Annotated in this window: 17 protein-coding genes; 8 read left to right on the top strand and 9 right to left on the bottom strand. The window is 69.3% G+C overall.

Annotated features, from left to right (window positions below):
* Window positions 1–12: 12 nt before the first annotated feature.
* Both FKR81_RS17990 and FKR81_RS17985 read left to right on the top strand, forming a co-directional pair.
* Window positions 13–1,059 carry a glycosyltransferase family 2 protein gene (locus FKR81_RS17990; protein WP_146353213.1) on the top strand — a complete coding sequence of 349 codons (1,047 nt, stop codon included), beginning with the start codon at window positions 13–15 and terminating at the stop codon, window positions 1,057–1,059.
* Window positions 1,046–2,113 (top strand): acyltransferase family protein, encoded by a 1,068-nt coding sequence (locus tag FKR81_RS17985; RefSeq protein ID WP_146353212.1) that lies wholly within the window; start codon window positions 1,046–1,048, stop codon window positions 2,111–2,113. The genes FKR81_RS17990 and FKR81_RS17985 overlap by 14 nt, the downstream gene beginning before the upstream one ends.
* On the opposite strand, the gene FKR81_RS17980 is transcribed toward FKR81_RS17985, so the two are convergent.
* Genes FKR81_RS17980 through FKR81_RS17965 form a run of 4 tightly spaced genes read right to left on the bottom strand, consistent with a single transcriptional unit; the run spans window position 2,095 to window position 6,402 of the window.
* On the bottom strand, window positions 2,095–2,877 hold the full coding sequence (locus tag FKR81_RS17980) for a glycosyltransferase family 2 protein (RefSeq protein ID WP_146353211.1): 783 nt from the start codon (window positions 2,875–2,877) through the stop codon (window positions 2,095–2,097). The two genes, FKR81_RS17985 and FKR81_RS17980, sit on opposite strands and share 19 nt — an antisense overlap.
* Window positions 2,874–4,295 carry an oligosaccharide flippase family protein gene (locus FKR81_RS17975; protein ID WP_146353210.1) on the bottom strand — a complete coding sequence of 474 codons (1,422 nt, stop codon included), beginning with the start codon at window positions 4,293–4,295 and terminating at the stop codon, window positions 2,874–2,876. Before FKR81_RS17975 ends, FKR81_RS17980 begins: the two co-directional genes overlap by 4 nt.
* The gene (locus tag FKR81_RS17970) at window positions 4,292–5,653 is read right to left on the bottom strand and encodes an O-antigen ligase family protein (protein WP_235921621.1); all 1,362 of its coding nucleotides are present in this window, start codon (window positions 5,651–5,653) and stop codon (window positions 4,292–4,294) included. The genes FKR81_RS17975 and FKR81_RS17970 overlap by 4 nt, the downstream gene beginning before the upstream one ends.
* On the bottom strand, window positions 5,650–6,402 hold the full coding sequence (locus FKR81_RS17965) for a hypothetical protein (RefSeq protein ID WP_146353209.1): 753 nt from the start codon (window positions 6,400–6,402) through the stop codon (window positions 5,650–5,652). The genes FKR81_RS17970 and FKR81_RS17965 overlap by 4 nt, the downstream gene beginning before the upstream one ends.
* A gap of 378 nt (window positions 6,403–6,780) precedes the next feature.
* Here FKR81_RS17965 and FKR81_RS17960 point away from each other — a divergent pair, with 378 nt between their 5' ends.
* Window positions 6,781–7,902 (top strand): right-handed parallel beta-helix repeat-containing protein, encoded by a 1,122-nt coding sequence (locus tag FKR81_RS17960; protein WP_146353208.1) that lies wholly within the window; start codon window positions 6,781–6,783, stop codon window positions 7,900–7,902.
* A gap of 52 nt (window positions 7,903–7,954) precedes the next feature.
* On the opposite strand, the gene FKR81_RS17955 is transcribed toward FKR81_RS17960, so the two are convergent.
* Genes FKR81_RS17955 through FKR81_RS17940 form a run of 4 tightly spaced genes read right to left on the bottom strand, consistent with a single transcriptional unit; the run spans window position 7,955 to window position 13,955 of the window.
* The gene (locus tag FKR81_RS17955) at window positions 7,955–8,902 is read right to left on the bottom strand and encodes a TolB family protein (protein WP_146353207.1); all 948 of its coding nucleotides are present in this window, start codon (window positions 8,900–8,902) and stop codon (window positions 7,955–7,957) included.
* Window positions 8,899–10,116 (bottom strand): MFS transporter, encoded by a 1,218-nt coding sequence (locus FKR81_RS17950; RefSeq protein WP_146353206.1) that lies wholly within the window; start codon window positions 10,114–10,116, stop codon window positions 8,899–8,901. Before FKR81_RS17950 ends, FKR81_RS17955 begins: the two co-directional genes overlap by 4 nt.
* 3 nt (window positions 10,117–10,119) lie before the next feature.
* Window positions 10,120–11,946: an asparagine synthase (glutamine-hydrolyzing) gene (asnB, locus tag FKR81_RS17945; RefSeq protein ID WP_146353205.1), complete on the bottom strand. Its 1,827-nt coding sequence runs from the start codon at window positions 11,944–11,946 to the stop codon at window positions 10,120–10,122.
* A gap of 2 nt (window positions 11,947–11,948) precedes the next feature.
* Complete coding sequence (locus tag FKR81_RS17940) at window positions 11,949–13,955, bottom strand: glycosyltransferase (protein ID WP_146353204.1); 2,007 nt, start codon at window positions 13,953–13,955, stop codon at window positions 11,949–11,951.
* A gap of 102 nt (window positions 13,956–14,057) precedes the next feature.
* Between FKR81_RS17940 and FKR81_RS17935 the strand changes: the two genes are divergently transcribed.
* Both FKR81_RS17935 and FKR81_RS17930 read left to right on the top strand, forming a co-directional pair.
* The gene (locus FKR81_RS17935) at window positions 14,058–15,383 is read left to right on the top strand and encodes a glycosyltransferase family 4 protein (RefSeq protein ID WP_146353203.1); all 1,326 of its coding nucleotides are present in this window, start codon (window positions 14,058–14,060) and stop codon (window positions 15,381–15,383) included.
* A gap of 5 nt (window positions 15,384–15,388) precedes the next feature.
* Window positions 15,389–16,687, top strand: coding sequence for a UDP-glucose dehydrogenase family protein (locus FKR81_RS17930; protein WP_146353202.1), 1,299 nt, complete (start codon window positions 15,389–15,391; stop codon window positions 16,685–16,687).
* Between the two features lie 423 nt (window positions 16,688–17,110).
* On the opposite strand, the gene FKR81_RS17925 is transcribed toward FKR81_RS17930, so the two are convergent.
* On the bottom strand, window positions 17,111–17,911 hold the full coding sequence (locus FKR81_RS17925; protein WP_186763023.1) for a PIG-L family deacetylase: 801 nt from the start codon (window positions 17,909–17,911) through the stop codon (window positions 17,111–17,113).
* Window positions 17,912–17,938: 27 nt separating this feature from the next.
* On the opposite strand from FKR81_RS17925, the gene FKR81_RS17920 reads away from it, so the two are divergent.
* The 3 genes from FKR81_RS17920 to FKR81_RS17910 all read left to right on the top strand — a co-directional run bounded on the left by FKR81_RS17920 (window position 17,939) and on the right by FKR81_RS17910 (window position 19,935).
* Window positions 17,939–18,328 carry a hypothetical protein gene (locus FKR81_RS17920; protein ID WP_186763022.1) on the top strand — a complete coding sequence of 130 codons (390 nt, stop codon included), beginning with the start codon at window positions 17,939–17,941 and terminating at the stop codon, window positions 18,326–18,328.
* Between the two features lie 66 nt (window positions 18,329–18,394).
* The gene (locus FKR81_RS17915) at window positions 18,395–18,847 is read left to right on the top strand and encodes an ImmA/IrrE family metallo-endopeptidase (RefSeq protein ID WP_222598306.1); all 453 of its coding nucleotides are present in this window, start codon (window positions 18,395–18,397) and stop codon (window positions 18,845–18,847) included.
* Window positions 18,847–19,935: an MAB_1171c family putative transporter gene (locus FKR81_RS17910; RefSeq protein ID WP_146353199.1), complete on the top strand. Its 1,089-nt coding sequence runs from the start codon at window positions 18,847–18,849 to the stop codon at window positions 19,933–19,935. Before FKR81_RS17915 ends, FKR81_RS17910 begins: the two co-directional genes overlap by 1 nt.
* Window positions 19,936–19,991: the final 56 nt, after the last annotated feature.

The raw sequence follows: 19,991 nt of genomic DNA, 5'->3' as shown, positions 1-19,991 counted from the left end.
AGGGTGTAGGCAGTGTCTTCAGTTGACGTGGTGATCCCGTGCTACAGATACGGCGCGGTGTTGCCAACGGCGGTGCGCAGTGTTCTCGACCAGCCGGGCGTGAACGTCCGGGTGCTGGTGATCGACGACGCCTCCGGTGACGGAAGTGCCGACGTCGCCAGGGAGCTCGCCGCGGCGGACAGCCGCGTCGAGGTCTGGGAGCACGACACCAACAAAGGTCACATCGCCACGTACAACGAAGGCCTGCTCGGCTGGGCGTCCGCGGACTACTGCGCGTTGCTGTCCGCGGACGACGCCCTCACGCCCGGTGCGCTGAAGCGGGCGGCTGACGTGATGGACGCCCACCCCTCGGTGGGGTTCGTCTACGGTCGCCCGCTGCACTGGGACGGCAGCGACCCGCTGCCCGCGGCCCGCACCGAGTCGCAGGGCTCGATCGTCTACAAGGGACGGTCCTGGCTGCGGCGCCGGTTCGAGCTCGGTGACGGCTGCATCACCTCGCCCGAGGTGCTCGTGCGCACGTCGTTGCAGCAGAAGATCGGTGGCTACGACCCGGCGTTGCCGCACACCGGGGACATCGAGATGTGGATGCGGTTCGCGCTGCACGCCGACGTGGGCTACCTGCGCGGCGTCGACCAGGCGTACTACCGCGTGCACGGCAACAACATGTCGGTGAACTACTACTCGGCTTCCGGTGTCCGCGACCTCCAGCAGCGCCTCGCCGCCTACGAGGCGCTGCTGGACAGGGCCAACGGCCAGCTGCCGGAGAAAGCCGCTCTGGAGAAGGAGGTGCGGCGCGTCCTCGCGAAGGACGCGTTGCGCCGGGCCGGTCGCGCCTACGACCGGGGCCGTTCGTCGGACGAGCCGATCGACGAGCTGGTCACCTTCGCCGAGAAGGCCTACGCCGAGGCTGACCGGCTGCCCGAATGGCACACACTTCGTCTCAGACAACGCCTCGGGGTGCGCGCTTCCAGAGCGCTCAGCCCACTGGTCCTCACCGCGCCGGCTCGCCGGCTGCGGCAGATGTACCGGTTGAGGCAGTGGAAGCGTGCGGGGGTCTGACCGTCGCCTGCCGTCGCTGACCGGACTGCGCTTCGCCGCCGCACTGGCAGTGTTCGGCTTCCACCTCAACGCACTCGGTCTGTTCTCCGGAGGTCCCGCCGAACCCGTGATGGGCCTGCTGTTCGGTCCGGGTGCCATCGGCGTGAGCTTCTTCTTCGTGCTGTCCGGATTCGTGCTCACCTGGTCCGCCCGGCCGGGTGAGTCCTCGCGCGCGATCTGGCGGCGACGAGCGGCGAAGATCTACCCGAACCACGTCGTCGCGTGGTTCGTCGCGCTGCTGGGCCTCGCCCTGCTCGGCACGCATTCCATGTCAACGTTGACAGTCGTGCTCGGCGCGCTGTTGTTGCAGGCGTGGGTTCCCGTGCAGGACGTCTACTTCGGCGTCAACACACCGGCGTGGTCGTTGTCCTGCGAGGCGGCGTTCTACCTGGCGTTCCCGTTGCTGTTGTTGCTCATCAACCGGATCAGGCCCGCGCGGTTGTGGTGGGCGGCAGGCGCGCTGGTGCTCGGCGTGCTGCTGGTGCCTCTCGTCGCCATGCCGTTCTCCGCGCCCGTGGAGTACTGGCTCGTGTACATCTGCCCGGCCGCGCGGGTGCTCGAGTTCGCGCTGGGCATGGTGCTGGCGCGGATCGTGATCGAGGAGCGCTGGATCGGCGTGCGGCTGCTGCCCGCGTGCGGGCTGTTCCTGGTGGCGTACTTCGCTTCCGCGTACCTGCCCGGCACGTTCGGGTACGTCGCGGCGACGATCGTGCCGCTGGCGCTGCTGATCCCGGCAGCGGCCGTCGCGGACGTGACGGGCACGCGCTCGCCGTGGCGCTCGCGGCTGTGGGTGTGGCTCGGTGAGGTGTCGTTCGCGTTCTACCTCGTGCACCACTTCGTGATCCGGACGATCGCGGAGGCGCTGGAGGAGCTGAACGCGCCCGAGTTCCCCGCCGTCGCGGGGGCGGTGGTGATGTTCGCGGTGTCGCTCGGGGCGGCGTGGCTGCTGTTCCGGTTCGTGGAGAAGCCGTGCTACCGCCTGTTGACGCGGAGGCGTCAGGTCCAGGCGGTGTAGTAGCTGTCCTCGTTGACGAGGTAGCGGACGGTGGGCTGCGGCACGTGCTCGGTCACGTGCCGCTTGGCCAGCCGGTGCACGAACTCCCAGTCCTCCTTGGGCAGCGTGCTCCTGGTGCGCGGCAACCTGCTGAAGAGCACGTCGGGGGAGCGGCGCACGACGAGCGAGTTCGCGTCGACGTACGGGGTGCCGTCGCGGAAGGTGATCCGGTCGAAGTCCTCGGTCAGCACGTCGAGGACCGAGCCGTCGGCGCGGCGGCGTTCCACCGCGGTGTAGACGACGTCCGCGCCGCGGGCGAGGCCGGCCAGCGCCAGCTCGAGGTGGTCCGCGCGCCACGTGTTGTCGTCGTCGAGGAACGCGATGAAGCGCGAGCTGGTGAGCCGGATGCCGACGTTGCGCACCAGGCCGAGCACGGCGGTGTTGCGCGACAGGCTGACCGCGTCCAGGCGCGGGTCGTCCGGCAGGGACGGCAGTCCGGCGCCGTCGTCCACCACGACCACGACCTGGTCGGTGACCGTCTGCGCGAGCGCGGACTCGACGGAGTCGACGAGCAGCCGCGGCCGCTTGTAGGTCGGGATGACGGTGGCCACGAGAGCGTCGGGACGGGTGGGGCCGAGCCGTGCCACCTCGTCGTCCTCGAAGCGGCGCAACGCACCCACGTGCCTGCCGAGCTGAACCGTGTTCTTGGCCTCGTGCATCGGCCACAGCCCGAACGAGTCCCGCAGCGCCTTGCGCGCCGTCGCCGAGAGCTTGTTGCGGTTCATGAGGATCTCCCGGGGAGCAGGGTGCGCATCGGGTACACGACGGGCAGGTAGACGGCCACGGCGACGAGGCCGCCGACGGCCAGCCGGGCGAAGGAGCCTTCGACGAGCTGGAAGACGAGGATCGAGGACAGCGCGACCAGCACGCCGCCGATCGCGGGACGGCGACAGGCGAGCATCGTCGACCACAACCGGATGCCCTTGCGGCTCAAGACGATGACGAACGCGGGCAGCACGACCAGCGCGGCCACGGCCAGCAAGGCGATCGACGCGCCGCGGATGCCGTCCACCTTGGTGCCGATGTACAACGTGGGCAGCATCGCGCCGAGCCACAGCGCCTGGAGTCCCAGCAGGACGCGGTTGCCGTCCAGCGCGACCAGCAGGTCGTAGCCGATGAACAGCACGACCCGCAGCAGGCCGAGCAGGGCCAGGATCTGCAACGCCTGGGCGGCGGGCGTCCACTTCTCGCCGTAGACGAACGAGAGCATCGGTTCCGCGTAGCAGGCGAGCAGGGCGCACACCGGGATCGTGGCGGCCATCAGCAACCCGACGCCGCGCGCGAGCGACTCCTCGAGCTGCCTGCGGTCGTGCAGCAGCCGGGAGAAGCCCGCCAGGGACACCCGGCGCGCCGCCTCGGAGAACACCTGCAGCGGCAGGCTGGACTGGTTGAACGCCATCAGGTACAGGCCGAGCGTGACCTCGTCGGTCAGCGCGCCGACGGCGATCTTGTCCAGGTTGGTCACCGACAGCACGAGCAGGCTGGACCCGGCCAGCGGCAGCCCGAACTTCACCAGGTCGCGCGCGATCACCGGATCCCAGCCCGGCCGGACGCGCACCGGGCACAGCAGCAGGTAGATCGTCACCGACACGACGTTGCCGGCGATCTGGCCGACCGCGAAGCTCATCGCTCCCCAGCCCTGCGTGGCCAGCGTGATCGTGATCGTCGTGCTGACCGCGAACGAGCTCAGGTCCGTGAAGAACCGGCGCAGCTGCAGGAACTCGCGGTTCAGGATCGTCGCGGGCACGACGGCGAGTCCGTCGAGCACGACGGCGAGGCACAGCACCCGCAGCACGCCGACGGCCGACGGGCTGCCCATCGCCTCGCAGAACGCGGGCGCCGCGAACCACACCACGGTGTACATCGCGGTGCTGGTGCCGAGCGCGATGGTCATGGCGGTCGGCGCGAACTCGCGCACGTCGCGTTCCCACCGCACCAGCGCGAGGCTGACGCCGAGCTCGTTGAACGCCTGGAGCAGCGTCATCGCGACCAGCGCGACGGCGAACACGCCGTAGTCGGCGGGGGAGAGGATCCGGGCGAGGACGATGCCGGAGACCAGCACTCCCAGGCGCAGCACGACGTTGTTCAGCAGGCTCCACAAGGCGCCTCTGCCGACCTTGCTGCCGATGGAGCCGGCCGTCATGCGAGCACCCCTCTGATCTGGTTCTCCTCGCGCACGGCGCGCAGGAGCGCACCGGCGCAACCCATGAGGAGGAAGGCGAACCCGGTCGCCACCGAGAAGGCGAGCAGGTCGAACGTCGCGGCGGAGATCGCCGGGACGGAGAGGCAGGCGGCCAGCGTGATGCCGAGGTCGCGCGTCTGCGGGTCGTTCGACGTCAGCCGGGCGCGCATCGCCGCGTACCCGGCCGCGAGGAACAGGAAGACGAGCGTGGCGAGACCGACCAGGCCGGCCATGACGATCGTGCCGAGGTACTGGTTGTCCAGGTAGCCGTACTTGGTCGGCAGGTACGTGCCCATGCCTCTGCCGAGCCACAGGTGCTGCGCGATCTCCGCTCCCGCCCGGTCGATCGCCCTGGTGCGGCTGCCGATCGACGGGTCGACGGAGATGTTGGTGAACAGCGCGATGAGCGTGCCGACGAGACCGGGCACGAGGAACCGCAGCGCCACCACGAACACGCCGCACGCCACGACGGCGCGCCAGCGGCGGCCCCTCGGCATGTGCGGGATGAGGATCAGCGCGGCGATCGTCAGCCCCAGCACGGCTGAGCGGGACAGCGACTGCATCGCGGCGACCGAGAGGATGCCCAGGCAGAACCACCAGCGCCACTGCGGGCCGCCGTAGTCCTTGGCGCGGAACGCGTAGTGCAGCGCCAGCGGCACGGCCATCGAGCACACGACACCGAACTCGATGGGGTGCTCCGCGGTGCCGGCCGGGCGGCGGAAGTTCGAGCGGTCCAGCACGAACGAGATGTCACCCGCGAGCCGCAGTCCGGGGAGCATCAGGTACTTGGTCAGGTCGAAGCCGATCGCGAACTGGAAGATGCCGACGATCGCCATGAACGTGGCGCCGCCGACGAGCACCTTCAGCACCCGGTCGATCCGCTTCAGCCCGCGCACGCCGTCGCACACGGCGATGCCGACGCAGACGAACGCCATCAGCGTGATGAACGTGCGGTCGGTCGCCTTCAGCTCGTCCTGCGGCAGGTAGCTGTACGTGGAGTAGCCGTACGTCGCCACCTGTGACAGCGCGAAGAGGAACATGGACGTGCGCACCGCGCTGCGTCCTTTGGCGACACCGAGGTTGTCGACCATCTGCGCGCAGAACCACAGCACGCCCAGCACGAGGCCGACGAGCATCGCCGGGGTCAGCGCGAGCGGCAGCTTGGCGAAGATCAGCCTGGCCGGGATCAATGTCATCGACAGCGCGAAGAAGCAGGCCAGTGTGGCGCCGTCGACGCGGGACGTGGGGCGGGCGCCGAGCATGTTCGTCGGGGGCGGGAGCACACCCCGCGAGGAGGTCGGCTGCACGGCGGTGCTCACCCCGGATGCTTGGACCCGGTCGCGGCGGGCTTCATCCGCATCGTCGGCTCAGCCCAGTTCGCCGCTTCTCCGTTGGTGGCGGGTTCGGAGTCCTTGTCCTTGTTCTTCTTCGCCTCGGCGTCCTGCTTGCGCCTGCGGGCGATCGACCAGCTCTCCAGGCCGTACGCGGCGGTGAGCATCGCGGCGAACCCGAGCACGAACGCGGCGCCCGCGGCGCGCAGCTTGCCGCCGCGCTGCGGTTCGGCCTCCGTCGGCTGCACGACCGTCTCCACCTTGATGAACGTGCCCGGCGGCGCCTGGAGCGCTGTCTGCCGGTCCGAGAGGTCCTTCTGCACGCGTTCCAGCACGCGCTGCACGGTGCCCCGTGCGCTCTCCTCGGACGTGCTCTCCGCGACCACGTTGATGAACGGACCGCCGATCTCGGCACCGCTGATGACGTACGTGGTGTCCTCGCCGTCCGCACCCAGCTCCTTCTCGACACCGGGGGTGCTGAGGCTCTGGATGATGATCGCGGCGGACACGCCGAGGCTCATGTCGAACGCGAGAAAGGGGTTCGTGAGCCCGCGCTGCTTGGTCGCCTCGCTGGTCGCGCCCTGCGCGGGCGAGGTGAGCACGACTGTTCCGGTGGACTCCCAGCGCATCGGCACAGCGGCGTACGCGCCGACCGCCAGACCCAGTGTCACAACGAAGACCGGCACCGCCACGTACCAACGCCGCAGCAGGACCAGAATCGTCTTCCACAAATCCATCCGCGTCCCAACCGTGACGGCTCAACGAGCGAGGTGTGACCTACTGCCTTGGGGATCGGCATCCCCGGCGCGCTCGTTACGCGATGTGATCCTTGCGGATCAAGGGTTCTGCCATTTGGTCCACCGAAGATGCACTCAGCGGACACGTGACTTGCGGAAGTTGCGGAGGGTATCCTCACGGCCTCTTCGCGTGAGTGAGACGAAGTCGTCACGCTCGGTTTATGAGTGACCTTCAATTATTCGTGATCCTAATTCCACATTTCCGTGACCGCATTGTGATCTTCGGATCAATGTGCATATGGTGATCGCCGCTGTGGGGCTGCCGCTTGCCCCGCGGTCGCCTCGGGGGGCGAAATGTACCCGGCTCGGAAGGATCTCATGTCCGCACGACCTCGCACGTCCGCGTCAGACTCGGCCAGCAGGAAGCCGAAGCTCGCGCTCGTGACGCTGCTGGGGGCAGCCGCCGCTTTCACCGCGGCGTGCGTCCCCGGTGCGGGAAACGCGCTGGTGCCGTCCTCGGCCACCAGCACGCCAAGCAGTACCGTCCCGGCCAGCAGCAGTTCCGCCACCAGCAGTTCCGCCGCAAGCACGACCACCACCGCGCCGACGTCCAAGGTCACGCAGCCCGTGAAGCCGCCCGCACCGGCTCCCGGCGGTTCCGTGGGTCCTGGCGTCGTCCCGAACGCGGGTCAGGTCGGTTTTCTCGGTGACCAGGGATCACTGAAGGTCATCGACGGTGCGGGAAATGCACCTGCCGGTTCCAAGTGGAACGCCGGCGTTCTCCAGGTGACCGCCAACGACCTGGTGCTCGACCGCGTTTTCGTGCGCGGCGGGATCACTTTCCAGGGGGGCGGCACGCTCACCATCAAGAATTCCATCGTCGAGGGAAACCGCAGCGCTCAGTCCGCGGTGCTCGGCCTGAAGGGCCACCTGGACATTTCGGACTCCACGATCCGCTGGAAGGCCGGTGACGGCGGTCCGCAGGCCCAGTGGGGCAACGGCGCCATCCACGGTGACTCGACGATGACGCTGCGTCGCAACGACATCTCGGGCACGCCGGACGGCATCCAGAACGGTCCCGGCCGGTCGACGATCGAGCAGAACTACATCCACGACCTGGCGCGGATCGGTGCGTACCCGAACAACACGCACAACGACGGCATCCAGAGCTACGGCGGCCCCGACCTGTTCATCCGGTACAACCGGATCGACATCGAGGGACCGGACGGCGTCGCGTACGACGGCACGCACCAGAACGGTGCCGTGTTCGTGCAGCCCGGTGGCGGCGGTGCGTCGAACCTCCAGGTGGTCGGCAACTTCCTCGCCGGCGGCGGTTACATCATGCGTCTCGAGGGCCCGATCACCGGTGCCGTCGTGACCGACAACAAGTTCGGCCCGACCACCGGCGGATGGGGTGAGGTGCTCTCCGAGAAGGGCGTCGCCATCGCCAAGTGGGCCAACAACGTCACGTCCTCCGGCAAGGCCATCGGCCAGCCGTAGTCCTCGATGAGGGGAGCTTTCACCAACCTGGAGTTGAGGAAAGCTCCCCTCATCAACGTGGCGAGGGCGATGAGGCGGAGGACACGAGCAGGCGGGGTTCGCCGCTGCCGTCCGCCGCGGACGCGTAGATCGCCGGTGCCTGGCCCTGCGGGACCTTCGCGTAGGCGAGGGTGGATCCGTCCAGCCACGCCGCCTGGTCGTCGAGGCCGTTGCTGCCCGGCAGCGGGGTCTCCTCGCCGCTCTCCAGGTCCAGCACGAACAGCTGCCACGCACCGAGCGTGCCCGCGCGCTTCTTGTACGCCACGCGCTTGCCGTCCGGCGACAGCGACGGGCACTCGGCGTTGGCGCGCAGGGTGCGCACCTCGCCGCGGGTGATGTCGCCCTTCACGAGCCAGGTCTGCGTGCCGGACCCGAGGGTGGCGTAGAACGTCTGGTCGTCGTCGGCGAACGTCATGCCCCAGAAGTTGAAGTTGTCGCGTTTGGTCGGTGTGCCGTCGATGTACGCGGTGTAGTGCTCCAGTGACTCGACGACGGTGCCGGTCCGCAGGTCCAGGTAGCCGGTGCGGGTGGAGAAACCGCCGGGCACGGCGTAGGAGTCACCGACCACGAAGACGGTCCACGACACGATCTTGCCGGACGCCGACACGCGCGCCCGGCTGGGCACACCGGGCAGGCCGACGGTCTTGAGCACCTCACCGGAGCCGCCGAGCACGGCCACCTCGTAGGACGGGCCGAGCCCCGCGAGCCGCAGGCACACGGTCGTGCCCGCCGCCGCGTACACGCGCTGGCAGCGCAGCGAACCCGCGGTGCGCGTGCCGTCCGGTGCCAGCTCGTCGACGCGGTTGCGGCCGTCGCTCTGGTCGACGAAGCGCAGCCCGGTCCCGCTGGCGCCGCCGGAGGACGCGGTCGCGGTGGGACGGTTGATCGTCCACACGACGTAGCCCGCTCCGAAGAGGACGACCGCCACGAGCGCGGCCACGCCGACCGCCACCCGGTTCACGCCTTCACCGCCGGGCGCATCAGCAGGTAGACCGCGACGAGCGCGGCGGCCAGCACCGTCACACCGAGCGCGACGGCAGTGCCGAAACCGAGGTACTGCAGCATGAAACCGAATCCGATCGACGACACCAGGCGTGCCATCGCCTGTCCGGTCTGGATGATCGACAGACCGGACGCGCGCAGCTCGGGCGAGATCAGCGTCGCCCCGTGCGCCATCAGGACACCGTCGGTGGCCGCGTAGAACAGGCCGTGCAGTGCCAGTGTGACCGCGACGAGCAGCCATCCGGTGACCGGGCCCAGCAGCAGGACGTACGCGAGCAGCAGCACCACGTGGCCCGCGAAGAACATCGCCCACCGGCCGAAGCGGTCCGCGAGCTTGCCGAGCGGGGTCGCGGCGAGCAGGAACACCGCCGCGGTGCCGACGGGCATCAGCGCCAGCCAGGTCGGGCCGATGCCGGACACCCGTTGCAGCACCACGAACACGAACGCGTCTGACATGGTCGCGAGGCCCAGCACGCCCGCCGCGATCGTGGTGCGGCGCACGCCGGTCACCCGCAGCAGGCCGGCGGACCGGCGCAGCGACACGCGTCGCGTCGGCGCCGAAGGCGGTGGCTGGCGCACGAAGAACGCCAGCACGATCACGCCCAGCAGCGCGAAGCAGAAGCTGATGACGAACACCGGCTCGGGCGAGGTGGTCATCCACGCCAGCACGGCGAACGTCGCGAGTGGACCGAGCAGCGCGCCGATCGTGTCCATCGTGCGGTGCACGCCGAACGCCGCGCCCAGCGCGTCCTCGGGCGTGGCGAGGGAGATCATCGCGTCACGGGGTGCCGTGCGCACGCCCTTGCCCGCGCGGTCGGCCGCCAGCACGCCGCCGATGCCGAACGCGGACGCGCCGACGAGCGGGAACGCCAGCTTGGTCACCGCCGACAGCCCGTAGCCGAACAGCGCCACGGTCTTGTGCCGGTTCGCCTTGTCCGCGACGTACCCGCCGACGAGCCGCAGCACGGCCGTGGCGCCGGTGTAGATGCCGTCCAGCACACCGAACTGGAGGTAGCTCATCTGCAGCCCGAACAGCAGGTACACCGGCAGGAACGCGGTCACCATCTCGGCCGAGATGTCGGTCAGCAGGCTGACCGTGCCGAGCGCGAAGACCGTGCCGGGCAACCGGGTCCGGAACTCGGTCTTGGCTGGACGGGACGAGGCGACGTACATGGGCTACTGCCTCGCCAGCTCGCGGTGCCACACCTCGAGCGACAGCAACGTCCACAGGCGCGGCTGCTCGTTGCGGGTGCCGGACGAGTGGTCGTCGAGCAGCGCGCGCACAGCCGGGCCGTCGAAAACGGAGCCCACGAAGGAGGACGGGCCGGTCAGCAGGTCGAACGCCATGTCGCGCAGCCCGTCGCGGAACCACGCGTCGAGCGGCACCTTGAAGCCGGACTTGGGGCGGTCGACGACGTCGGCGGGCAGGTGCTGGCGCGCGACCTCCTTCACCACCCACTTCGTGACGCCGCGGCGCACCTTCACGTCGCTGGGCAGGCGGAACGCGAGCTCGGCGACGCGGTGGTCGAGGAACGGCGGGCGCAGCTCCAGCGACGCGGCCATCGACATGCGGTCGCCGCGTTCGAGCAGGTTGTCCGCGAGCCAGGTGTGCGAGTCCGCGTACAGCATGCGGCGCAACGGGTCCCCGCCGCCGTTGACGTACGGGTCGAGCACCGACCGGGTCGCGGGACCAGCGAGCAGCGCGGCCCGCTCGGCCACGGTGAACGGCGCGAACCAGCCGCGCATCCGTTCCGCGTAGCCGGGTTCGGCCATCGCCCGCATCGCGATGCCCAGCCGTGCCTTGGACGCCGGCAGCATCTTCTCCGCCTTGCGCAGCAAGGAGCTCGGCAGCACGCCACCCCAGCGCGTGGGCAGTGCGAAGCGGTACTTGGGGTAACCGCCGAACAGCTCGTCGCTGCCCTCGCCCGACAGCACGACCTTCACGTCGCGGCGGGCCAGCTCGGCGAGCCGGAACACGGCCACGTCGGCCGGTTCGGACAGCGGTGCGTCGCGGTGCCAGCTGAGCTTCGCCCAGCTGTCGCGGAAGTCGTCGGCGGTGACGATCACGTCGTGGTGCTCGCTGCCGACGAGCGACGCGACCTTGCGCGCCCACGGCAGCTCGTCCACGCGCTCGTCGCCGAAGCCCGCGGAGAACGTGTGCAGGAGAGCGCCGTCGCGTTCCTTCGCCACGAGCGCGGTGATCAGCGACGAGTCGACGCCGCCGGAGAGGTACGCGCCGACCGGCACGTCCGCGACCAGCGCGTCGCGCACGGACGCCGTCAGCGCCTCGTCGACGAGTCGCACGGCCTCCTGCGGCGTGACGGACTGGATCTCGGGCTCGCGCGGCAGCTCCCAGTAGGCGCTGATGGCGATCGAGCCGTCCGGCCGCACCACGAGGTGGTGGCCCTGCGGGACCTTCCGCACGCCGCGCAGCAGCGTGTACGGCGCCGGAACCGACCGGTGCGCCAGGTAGTCGTGCAGGCTCTCGGCGTCCACCTCGGGGGAGCCGATCACCGGCAGCAGCGCCTTGATCTCGGACGCGAACGCGAACACGTCGCCGTCGCTGTAGTAGTACAGCGGCAGGATGCCGAGCCGGTCGCGGACCAGGTGCGTCTCACCGGTCGTCGAGTCGTGCAGCGCGTAGGCGAACTGCCCGCGCGGCTTGGAGATCCCGGCCGTGCCGTGCTGTTCGTACAGCGCCAGCAGCACCTCGGTGTCGCCGTTGGTGCGGAACGGGTACGCCAGCTGCTCGCGCAGCTGCCGGTAGTTCAGGATCTCGCCGTTGAACGCGATGTGCGTGTGCCCGCTCGCGCCGACCATCGGCTGCGGCGACCCGGCGAGGTCGATGATGGACAACCTGGTGTGCGCGAAGCCGACCGGCCCCTGCGCCCAGATGCCGCTGTCGTCCGGGCCGCGGTGGTGCAGCCGCTTCGCCATCTCCGCCAGCAGTTCCGGGTCGACGGCCCTGCCGTCGAACCGTCTGACTCCCGCGATTCCGCACATGACTAGTTCTCCTCGGCGAGCTTCATCAGCTCGCGAGCTCGGGAATCCCAGGACGCGGCCAGCACGGCGGTGCGCCGCTCTTCGGGGGTCTTGAGGCCGCCGTCGGCGAGCGTGCGGCGGATCTGGTCGACGAACGCGGTGTGGTCACCGGCGACCCTGATCACGTCGGAGTACCGCTCCACCTCGGGGAAGTCCGTGCTCACCACGGCGAGGCCGAGCGCGAGGTACTCCTTCATCTTGATCGGGTTCGCGTGCTTGATCCAGTCGTTGTCGAGCCACGGCATGAGCGCGACGTCGAAACCCGAGCCGTAGCCGGGGATCTCCTCGTAGGACTTGAAGTCGAGCCAGTGCACGTTCGAGAACTTGTCGTAGCGCTCCATCGAGCACGTCGCGTCGCCGATCAGCACGAGCGAGGCGTCGGGGAACTCGGCCGCGACCCGTTCCAGCAGGTCGAAGTCGACGAGGTAGTCGTCGAGGCTGCCGAAGAAACCGATGCGGGGACCGGGAATGCTCGCGAGGTCGGCGGGCAGCGCCGTCCTCATGGTGAAGTGCTCGAGGTCGACGCCGTGGTCGATGAAGCAGGCCCGCTCACCGGTCAGGCGCTGTTCTTCCTCTTGCAACGCACGGCTCACGTAGAGGACGTGGTCCGAGTTGGACAGCAGCGAGTCCTCCAGCGCCCTGATCGCGGACTGGTCCGCCTCGGGGAACGCCGAGTGCCGGTCCGAGCGGTTGAACAGCAGACCCTTGCGCTTCATGGGTTCCACGACGTCCCACGCGGTGGGAATCGTGGCGACCACGACGGGCGTGCCCATGCGGAGGAAGAAGCACACCGCGCGGACCTGGGCGCGCACGAGCACCGAGTTCAGCTTGCGCAGCCACGGTTTTCCGTAGAACGGCAGCGGAAGCGGCGTCATCACGTGGAATCCGGGCGTGTCCGGCAGCGGGCGGCGCACCAGCATCGCGACGCTGCGCAGCTTGCGCAGGATGCGGCGCAGGAACTGGGTGCTCTTGCCCGGCGTCGGCATGCGCAGGCCGATGCTGTTGACCAGCAACACCTTCCGGTGCTTCGCGACCCGGCGCAGCAGCTGGAAGTCCGAGTGCGCCCGGTTGTGGTACCACCAGTCCTGCGCCGAGAAGCACAGGTACGACGGCCCTTCGCCGGAGGTCTCCGCCGGCCACTTCGCCATCCCGAACAACTCGCGCAACGCCTTCCGGTGCTTGGGATCACGGGCCCGCAGCGCCTCGTTCAGCACCACCGCCAGCCACATGAAGAACGCCGCGAACCGGCCGTGCCGCTCGCGGTGCAGGCGGACCCGGTTCGTGGTGAGCAGCGACCACAGCCGCGGTGACGTGGACACCTCGCCGCCGATGTGCGTCGCCACCGCGCGGGGCTCGTACCAGACGCCGCCTGCCCGCAGCATGAACTCGGTTTCCTCGGAGTACAGGAAGTAGCGATCGTCCAAAAGGCCCAATCGCTCGATGCACGCACGTGAGATGAGCCACGCCGCACCGGTCGCCCATTCGGCCTGGTGCGCGTGCTCGTAGCTCTTCGGGTCCACAACGGTCTCACCGAGACCGATCCGGCCCGCCCGGCCACCGCCGAGCACGGCCTCGCCGAGCGAACGGAGGATGGTCGGCGTGCGCCGCAGGGAGTGGTGAAGCTCGCCCTCCGGCGAGACGAGACGGGGCGCGACGATGTCCTTTTCGTTAGCTCGCAGTGCTTCCACGGCTCCGGGGTGCAACCGGATGTCGGCGTTGAGCACGAGCACGTCGTGCCCCGCTGCCGCCTCGATGCCCAAGTTGACGCCACCGGCGAAGCCGGAGTTGACCGGGTTGCGGATGATCTCGGCACGGGGGAGTGCACGCTGAGCGACCGCCACGGTGCTGTCCGTGGACGCGTTGTCCACGACGATGACGCGGACGTCGTCAGGTAGCGAGCACAGGCATTCCGCGATCACCTGTTCGCTCTGGTAGCTGACGATGACCACCGCGACAGGTGACCGCTCCACCGCTTCTCCTCGCTGTGACGGCGCTTGTGCCCGCTACATCGAGAGGAGCGGAACCTCCGTTACGGATGTAACCGTTTTGCCCTCTGGAGCGAGAACACAGGCGTGACGCATTCCCCGCACGTGTTGATCGTCGTGCAGAACCTCCCGGTGCCGTTGGACCGCAGGGTGTGGCTGGAGTGCCGCGCTCTGATCGCGGCCGGCTACGAGGTGTCGGTCATCTGTCCGAAGGGGCCGGGAGATCCGGCCTACCAGCACCTCGACGGAGTGCACATCTACAAGTACGCTCCGCCGCCGCAGGCGGAAGGGGCGCTCGGGTACGCGTGGGAGTTCCTGTACTGCTGGGTGCGCACCGCGTTGCTGAGCGTGAAGGTCCGCCGCCGCAGCCGGTTCGACGTGCTCCAGGCGTGCAACCCGCCGGACACCTACTGGGCGCTCGCGCTGCTGTGGCGCCTGGGTGGCGTGCGGTTCGTCTTCGACCACCACGACCTCAACCCCGAGGTGTTCCTGTCCCGCTTCGGCGAGCCCACCGGGTTCGCGGGCAAGCTCCAGCTGCGGATCCTGCGCTGGCTGGAACGCCGCACCTTCCGCACGGCGCACCGGGTCATCTCCACGAACACCTCGTACCAGCGCATCGCGTGGGAACGCGGGGGAGTGCCGGTCGAGCACACGAGCGTCGTGCGCTCGGGCCCGGACACGTCGGTGATGCGTCCCGTCGAGCGGGTGGACGACCTGCGACGCGGTGGCAAACACCTGGTGGCCTACTTGGGAATCATGGGCCCGCAGGACGGCGTCGACGGAGTGCTGGAGGTGGCCCGCCGGATCGTGTTCGACCGCGGCCGCACCGACGTCCGGTTCGCGCTGCTCGGGTTCGGCGACTGCCTCGAGGACCTGAAGAAGCAGTCCACCTCGTGGGGACTGGACGAGTACGTGGAGTTCACCGGACGCGTCGGGCCGGAGCAGATCACCCGTTACCTGTCGACGGCGTCGGCCGGTCTCGGGCCGGATCCGTTGAGCCCGTTGAACGACGTCTCCACGATGAACAAGACCATGGAGTACATGGCGTACGCGCTGCCGGTGGTGTCGTACCGCCTCACCGAGACGGTCGTGTCCGCCGGTGACTGCGCGGTGTACGTGGAGCCGGGTGACGTCGAGGGGTTCACCACGGCTCTGCTCGACCTGCTGGACGACGCGGAGCGCCGGGCGCGGCTCGGCTCCGCCGGCCGCCGCCGCTGTGAGGCCGAGCTGGACTGGCGTCCGCAGGCGGCCAACTACCTCTCCGTCTTCGACGGGCTGACCGGGTTCGTGTCCAACGAGCCCGCGCCTCGGCCGGACCTCTCCGGCGGCGAGGACCAGTGGGGCAACAAGGTGATCGACATCGGCGACGACGCGGTGCTCCGCGCGTTCGCGGCCGATCGAACGGGAGAGTGACGCTGGTGTTCGTCAGACGGATCGCAGTGATCGGGACCGGCTACGTCGGTCTCACCACGGGCGCGTGCCTCGCGTCGCTCGGGCACCGCGTGGTGTGCGCCGACGTCGACGAGGCGAAGGTGCGGCGGTTGACCGCCGGTGAGGTCGACATCCTGGAGCCCGGCCTCGCGGAGCTGGTCGCCGAGGGCATCGCCTCCGGCAGGCTCTCGTTCGTGCTCGGTGCTTCGTCGGCGGTGACCGATGCGGAGGTCGTCTTCCTCTGCGTGCCAACGCCGATGGGCGTCGGCGGCATCGCGGACCTCTCGGCAGTCGAGTCCGTTGTGGACGAATGCCGGGACTTGCTGCCCGCCGGTTGCGTGATCGTGAACAAGTCCACCGTGCCGGTCGGCACGTCCGTGCGGACGTCCGAGCTGCTGAACCGCTCCGACGTCGCGGTGGTCTCGAACCCCGAGTTCCTGCGCGAGGGCACCGCGGTGTCGGACTTCCTCAACCCGGACCGCATCGTCGTCGGCTGCGACCAGCAGGACGCCGCCGAGCGCGTGGCGGCGTTGTACGCCCGGCTCGGCGCGCCGACCGTGCTCACCGACGCGGCATCGGCCGAGATGGTGAAGTACGCGGCGAACTGCTTCCTCGCGATGAAGCTGTCGTACGTCAACGCGGTCGCCGAGCTGTGCGAACGCCTGGGCGCCAACATCTCCGACGTCACCGAGGGCATGGGCTACGACCGCCGCATCGGGCAGGCGTTCCTCACGCCGGGGCCCGGCTGGGGCGGGTCGTGCCTGCCGAAGGACACCCACGCCATGCTCCAGGTCGCGGACGCCGCGGACTTCGAGTTCCGGCTGTTGCGTGCCACGATCGACACCAACGAGCGGCAGCGGCAGCGGATGGTCGAGAAGGTTCGCATGGCTGTCACCGGTAAGCGTGGTGGGTCGTTGTCGCATGTGCGGCTCGGGTTGCTCGGGCTGACGTTCAAGGCCGGTACCGACGATCTGCGTGACTCGCCTGCGTTGGCCGTGGCGACGCTGTTGCATCAGGCCGGTGCCGAGCTCGTGGGGTACGACCCTGCGTTGTCCGACGGGCACGATGTGGGCAAGGTGTCGTTGTCCGACGATCCGTATGTCGCTGCCAAGGACGTTGACGCGCTCGTTGTGCTCACCGAGTGGCCTGAGTTCCGGACGCTCGACTGGGCGCGGCTTGCTTCCGTGGTGCGCAAGCCCGTCGTCGTCGACTTGCGCAATCTGCTCGACCCCGACGTGGTGCGGCGGGCTGGGTTCACCGTCAGTGCGCTGGGGCGTAGTCACTGAGCCCTGCTTGGGTTCTTTCGGTGGGGGAGTGGGGAGGGGCTCGCTGATCACCTCACGGTCGCCACATCGACAATGCCTTGTCAAGGCGGAAAAGCTGCCTTGACAAGGCATTGTCGATGTGGCAAGGCTGCGCCTGATCAGCGAGACCCTCCCCACCCCCTGCCCTCCGGGAAAGTTTGTCCTGTTCATTTGGCTGCCGGTTTTGTTGTGGGGCCGCGCCCGTTTGGCAGTGCGGGGGTCGCTAGTGCGGCGGGCGCTCTCTTCTTTTGGCACCTGCCGGTTTTCGCTGGGCTCTCTTGGTACCTGCCGGTTGGGTCGGTGCTCTCTTGGTGCCTGCCTGTGCCGTCGTGCCCGCCACGCGCGTGCCGGGTGCCGCGTGCCGCGTGCCGCGTGCGAACTCTGTGCTCCCCTGGAGCCCCTCGTTCAGGCGCAGCCTGCGAACAGGTCTGTCTCGGGCAGCGGGGCGCCGGTGGTGTCCCGTGCCCGGACGTAGTCCTCGACGCCGAACGCCACAGCGAACTCGGCAGGCGGCAGCTTGCCCGCGAGCGACGACGCGAGCTGTGACGCGTGCGAGTGCAGAGCGGCGTACTTGCGCTCCACGACGTGCCGCGCGTCGATCGTCGTGGTGATGCGGCGGTCGACCTCGTCCAGCACGGCGCCGGACGGCTTGTCGCGGTGGATGCCTACCGACGCGGCTACAGCGATCAGGCGGTCCCAGTACGTCGTGCCGTGTGCTTTCAGGTACAGCTTCTGCGCGACCCCGGCCTGGTCGAACGCCGCTGCGGCGACCTGTGCGGCGTGCACGTGGTCGCGGTGCTGCAGTGGGTTCTCGTAGTCGTAGGTGACGACGACCTGCGGTTCGTAGTGCTCGATCAGCGCGGCCACCCGGTCCGCGACCACGGAGACGGGTACGTCGATGAACGCGTCCGCCGGCTTCTCCCAGGCCGGGATGCCCGAGTCGTGGTAGCCGAGGCGCTCGACGTCGGTGATCCCCAGCACCCGGCAGGCCGCCTGCAGTTCGCCGAGGCGGTGTCGCGCGACGGCCTGCGGGTCGTGGCCCGGAGTGAACGGCTTCGCGCCGGACGGAGCGTCGCCCAGCTCGCCGTTCGTGCAGGTCACGAGCACGATTCGGGCGCCTAGGGAGGCGTAGTGCGCGAGGATGCCGCCGGTCGACGTGGACTCGTCGTCGGGGTGGGCGTGTACCGCCAACAGCGTGAGAGGCATGGTCCTGTCCAGTACAGTGGATGGCTGATGGACGTCACTCGGGGGTGGCACGTGGCCAAGACGGACGATCATCCCGGTGCGTGGCTCGGTGCCACTATCCGGGGTTTCCTGAACGAGAGGTACGGGGGCAAGGTCCCCGGCGTGCGGCGGATCTCCGCCGACATCAAGGCAGCTTGCGACGGCGAGACGATCTCGCACGGGCACATCCACAACATCCTCGCCGGGGAGGCGGACAACCTCACCGACCGCACGAGAACGCTGCTGGCCAGGTTCTTCGGCAAGCCGATCACCGCGTTCCTGCCGGAAGAGGAGTCGGACGACACCGTCAGGGCGCTCGCCGCGCGGTTCGCCACGTTGGACGACAAACAGGTCGCCGCGATCAAGCAGGCGATCGAGATCGTCACGCGCGGTCAGTGAGATCGCTACGCTGGGGGGCCTGGAATGACTCGACGCTGCCCTGACTCGGGCGGACTGGAGCGGGCCGTGGGCTGGCGTGATGCGGACGGCGTGATCGAGGAACTGGTTGCGCTGCTGCCCGCGCTGCCCGACCCGTGGGACGTGGGCGTGCTGTGCGAACGGCTCTCCGAGCAGCGCGGACGGCCGTTGCTGCTGCACCCGATCGACCTGCCCGCGCTGCCGTTCGGGCTCTGGTACGACGACGGCGACCGCGACCACGTGCTGCACCGCTCCGGGGTCACCGGCTACCACCGCGACCACGTGGTGCTGCACGAGATCTGCCACATGCTGGCGCGGCACAACACCGTGCGGGCGTTCACCTTCGAGGATCTCGTGGAGAACGCGGCGCGCAACCGGTTCGACACCCGGCAGGAGGAGGTGGCCGAGCTGTTCGCCTCCAGGGTGCTCAGGACCGTCGGCCTGCGACGGCCCATGGACGAGGTCGAACGCAGGGCCAGCGAGGTGTTCGGCGCCGTCTGATGTTCGAGGAGATCTCCCGGACGGTCATCCTGACCGTCGTCTGGACCGTGCTGGTGCTGCGCACGCCCGCGATGCTGCGCGACCGCAGGCAGCGCAGGCTGTGGCTGGTGCTCGCGGTGTTCGCGCTGGGCTCGATCACGATCCAGTCGTGGTTCGGCAGGTTCGTCAACGAGGCCACCGGGATCCCGCAGTTCAACAACCTCGTGCAGGGCCTGTCCGGCATCCTCAACGCCGCGGTGGTGCTGGAGTTCGTCGCGTACCTGGTCGGTGTGCGCCGCTGGAGGCTCCGCATCGGCGCGGCCGTCGCGACCGCCGCCGGCATGTGCGTGACGTTCGCGCTGACGCCGGCCGCCGAACGCTTCAAGCCGCCGGTCGGCTTCACCGCCTTCACCGTCTACGCGCTGCTCGCGCTGGTGTACATGGTGGTCGCGGCCGGCGCCGCGTCCTACCTGCTGTTCCGGCAGCTGCCGCGGATCACCGGCAGGACGTTGTACGCGGGCCTGCTCATGGTCGCCGTCGGCCACGCCACACAGGTGCCGTTCATGCTCATCCGCACGTGGCAGCGGCTCGTGCCCGGCATCCCGCAGTGGCTGCTGGACGTGGCGTTCCAGCTCGGCACGGCCCGGTTCATCCTGGTGCCGCTGGGGTGCTCGATCGCCGCGCTGGAACCGGTCCGGCAGGCAGCGCTCTACTACTACCGCCGCGTCCGCCTGTACGGCCTGTGGCGGCGCCTGCGGGACGCGACGGGGGAGCTGGCGCTGGAGCCGCCGCCGTCGCGGCGGCGGGACCTGCTGACGTTCGGCCGCTCGTGGGAACGGCTGCACCGGCGCGTCGTGGAGATCCGCGACAGCGCGTTCTACCTGCACGACACGTGGGCGTGGCCCGAGCTGCTGCAGCAGGCGCGCGACACCCCGCACCCGGTCGCGCACTGGCTGGAGGTCACCCGCCGCGACGCGCTGGACGGGGCACCGCAGCGGCACAGCGGCGTCGGCCACGACCTGCTGCCGGAGCTGAAGGCGTCGCAGTCGACCATGCACGCCGAGATGCGCTACTTGATCGAGTTGGACAGGGCCATGCGCGTCCACTGAGAATCGTCCACTCAGCGTCCATCGTGCTTGACGCTGAGTGTTAACGTTGTCCCCAT

The organism is Lentzea tibetensis, from assembly GCF_007845675.1.
In the GTDB taxonomy this organism is placed as follows: domain Bacteria; phylum Actinomycetota; class Actinomycetes; order Mycobacteriales; family Pseudonocardiaceae; genus Lentzea; species Lentzea tibetensis.
This window is presented reverse-complemented; position numbering and strand designations above follow the sequence as displayed.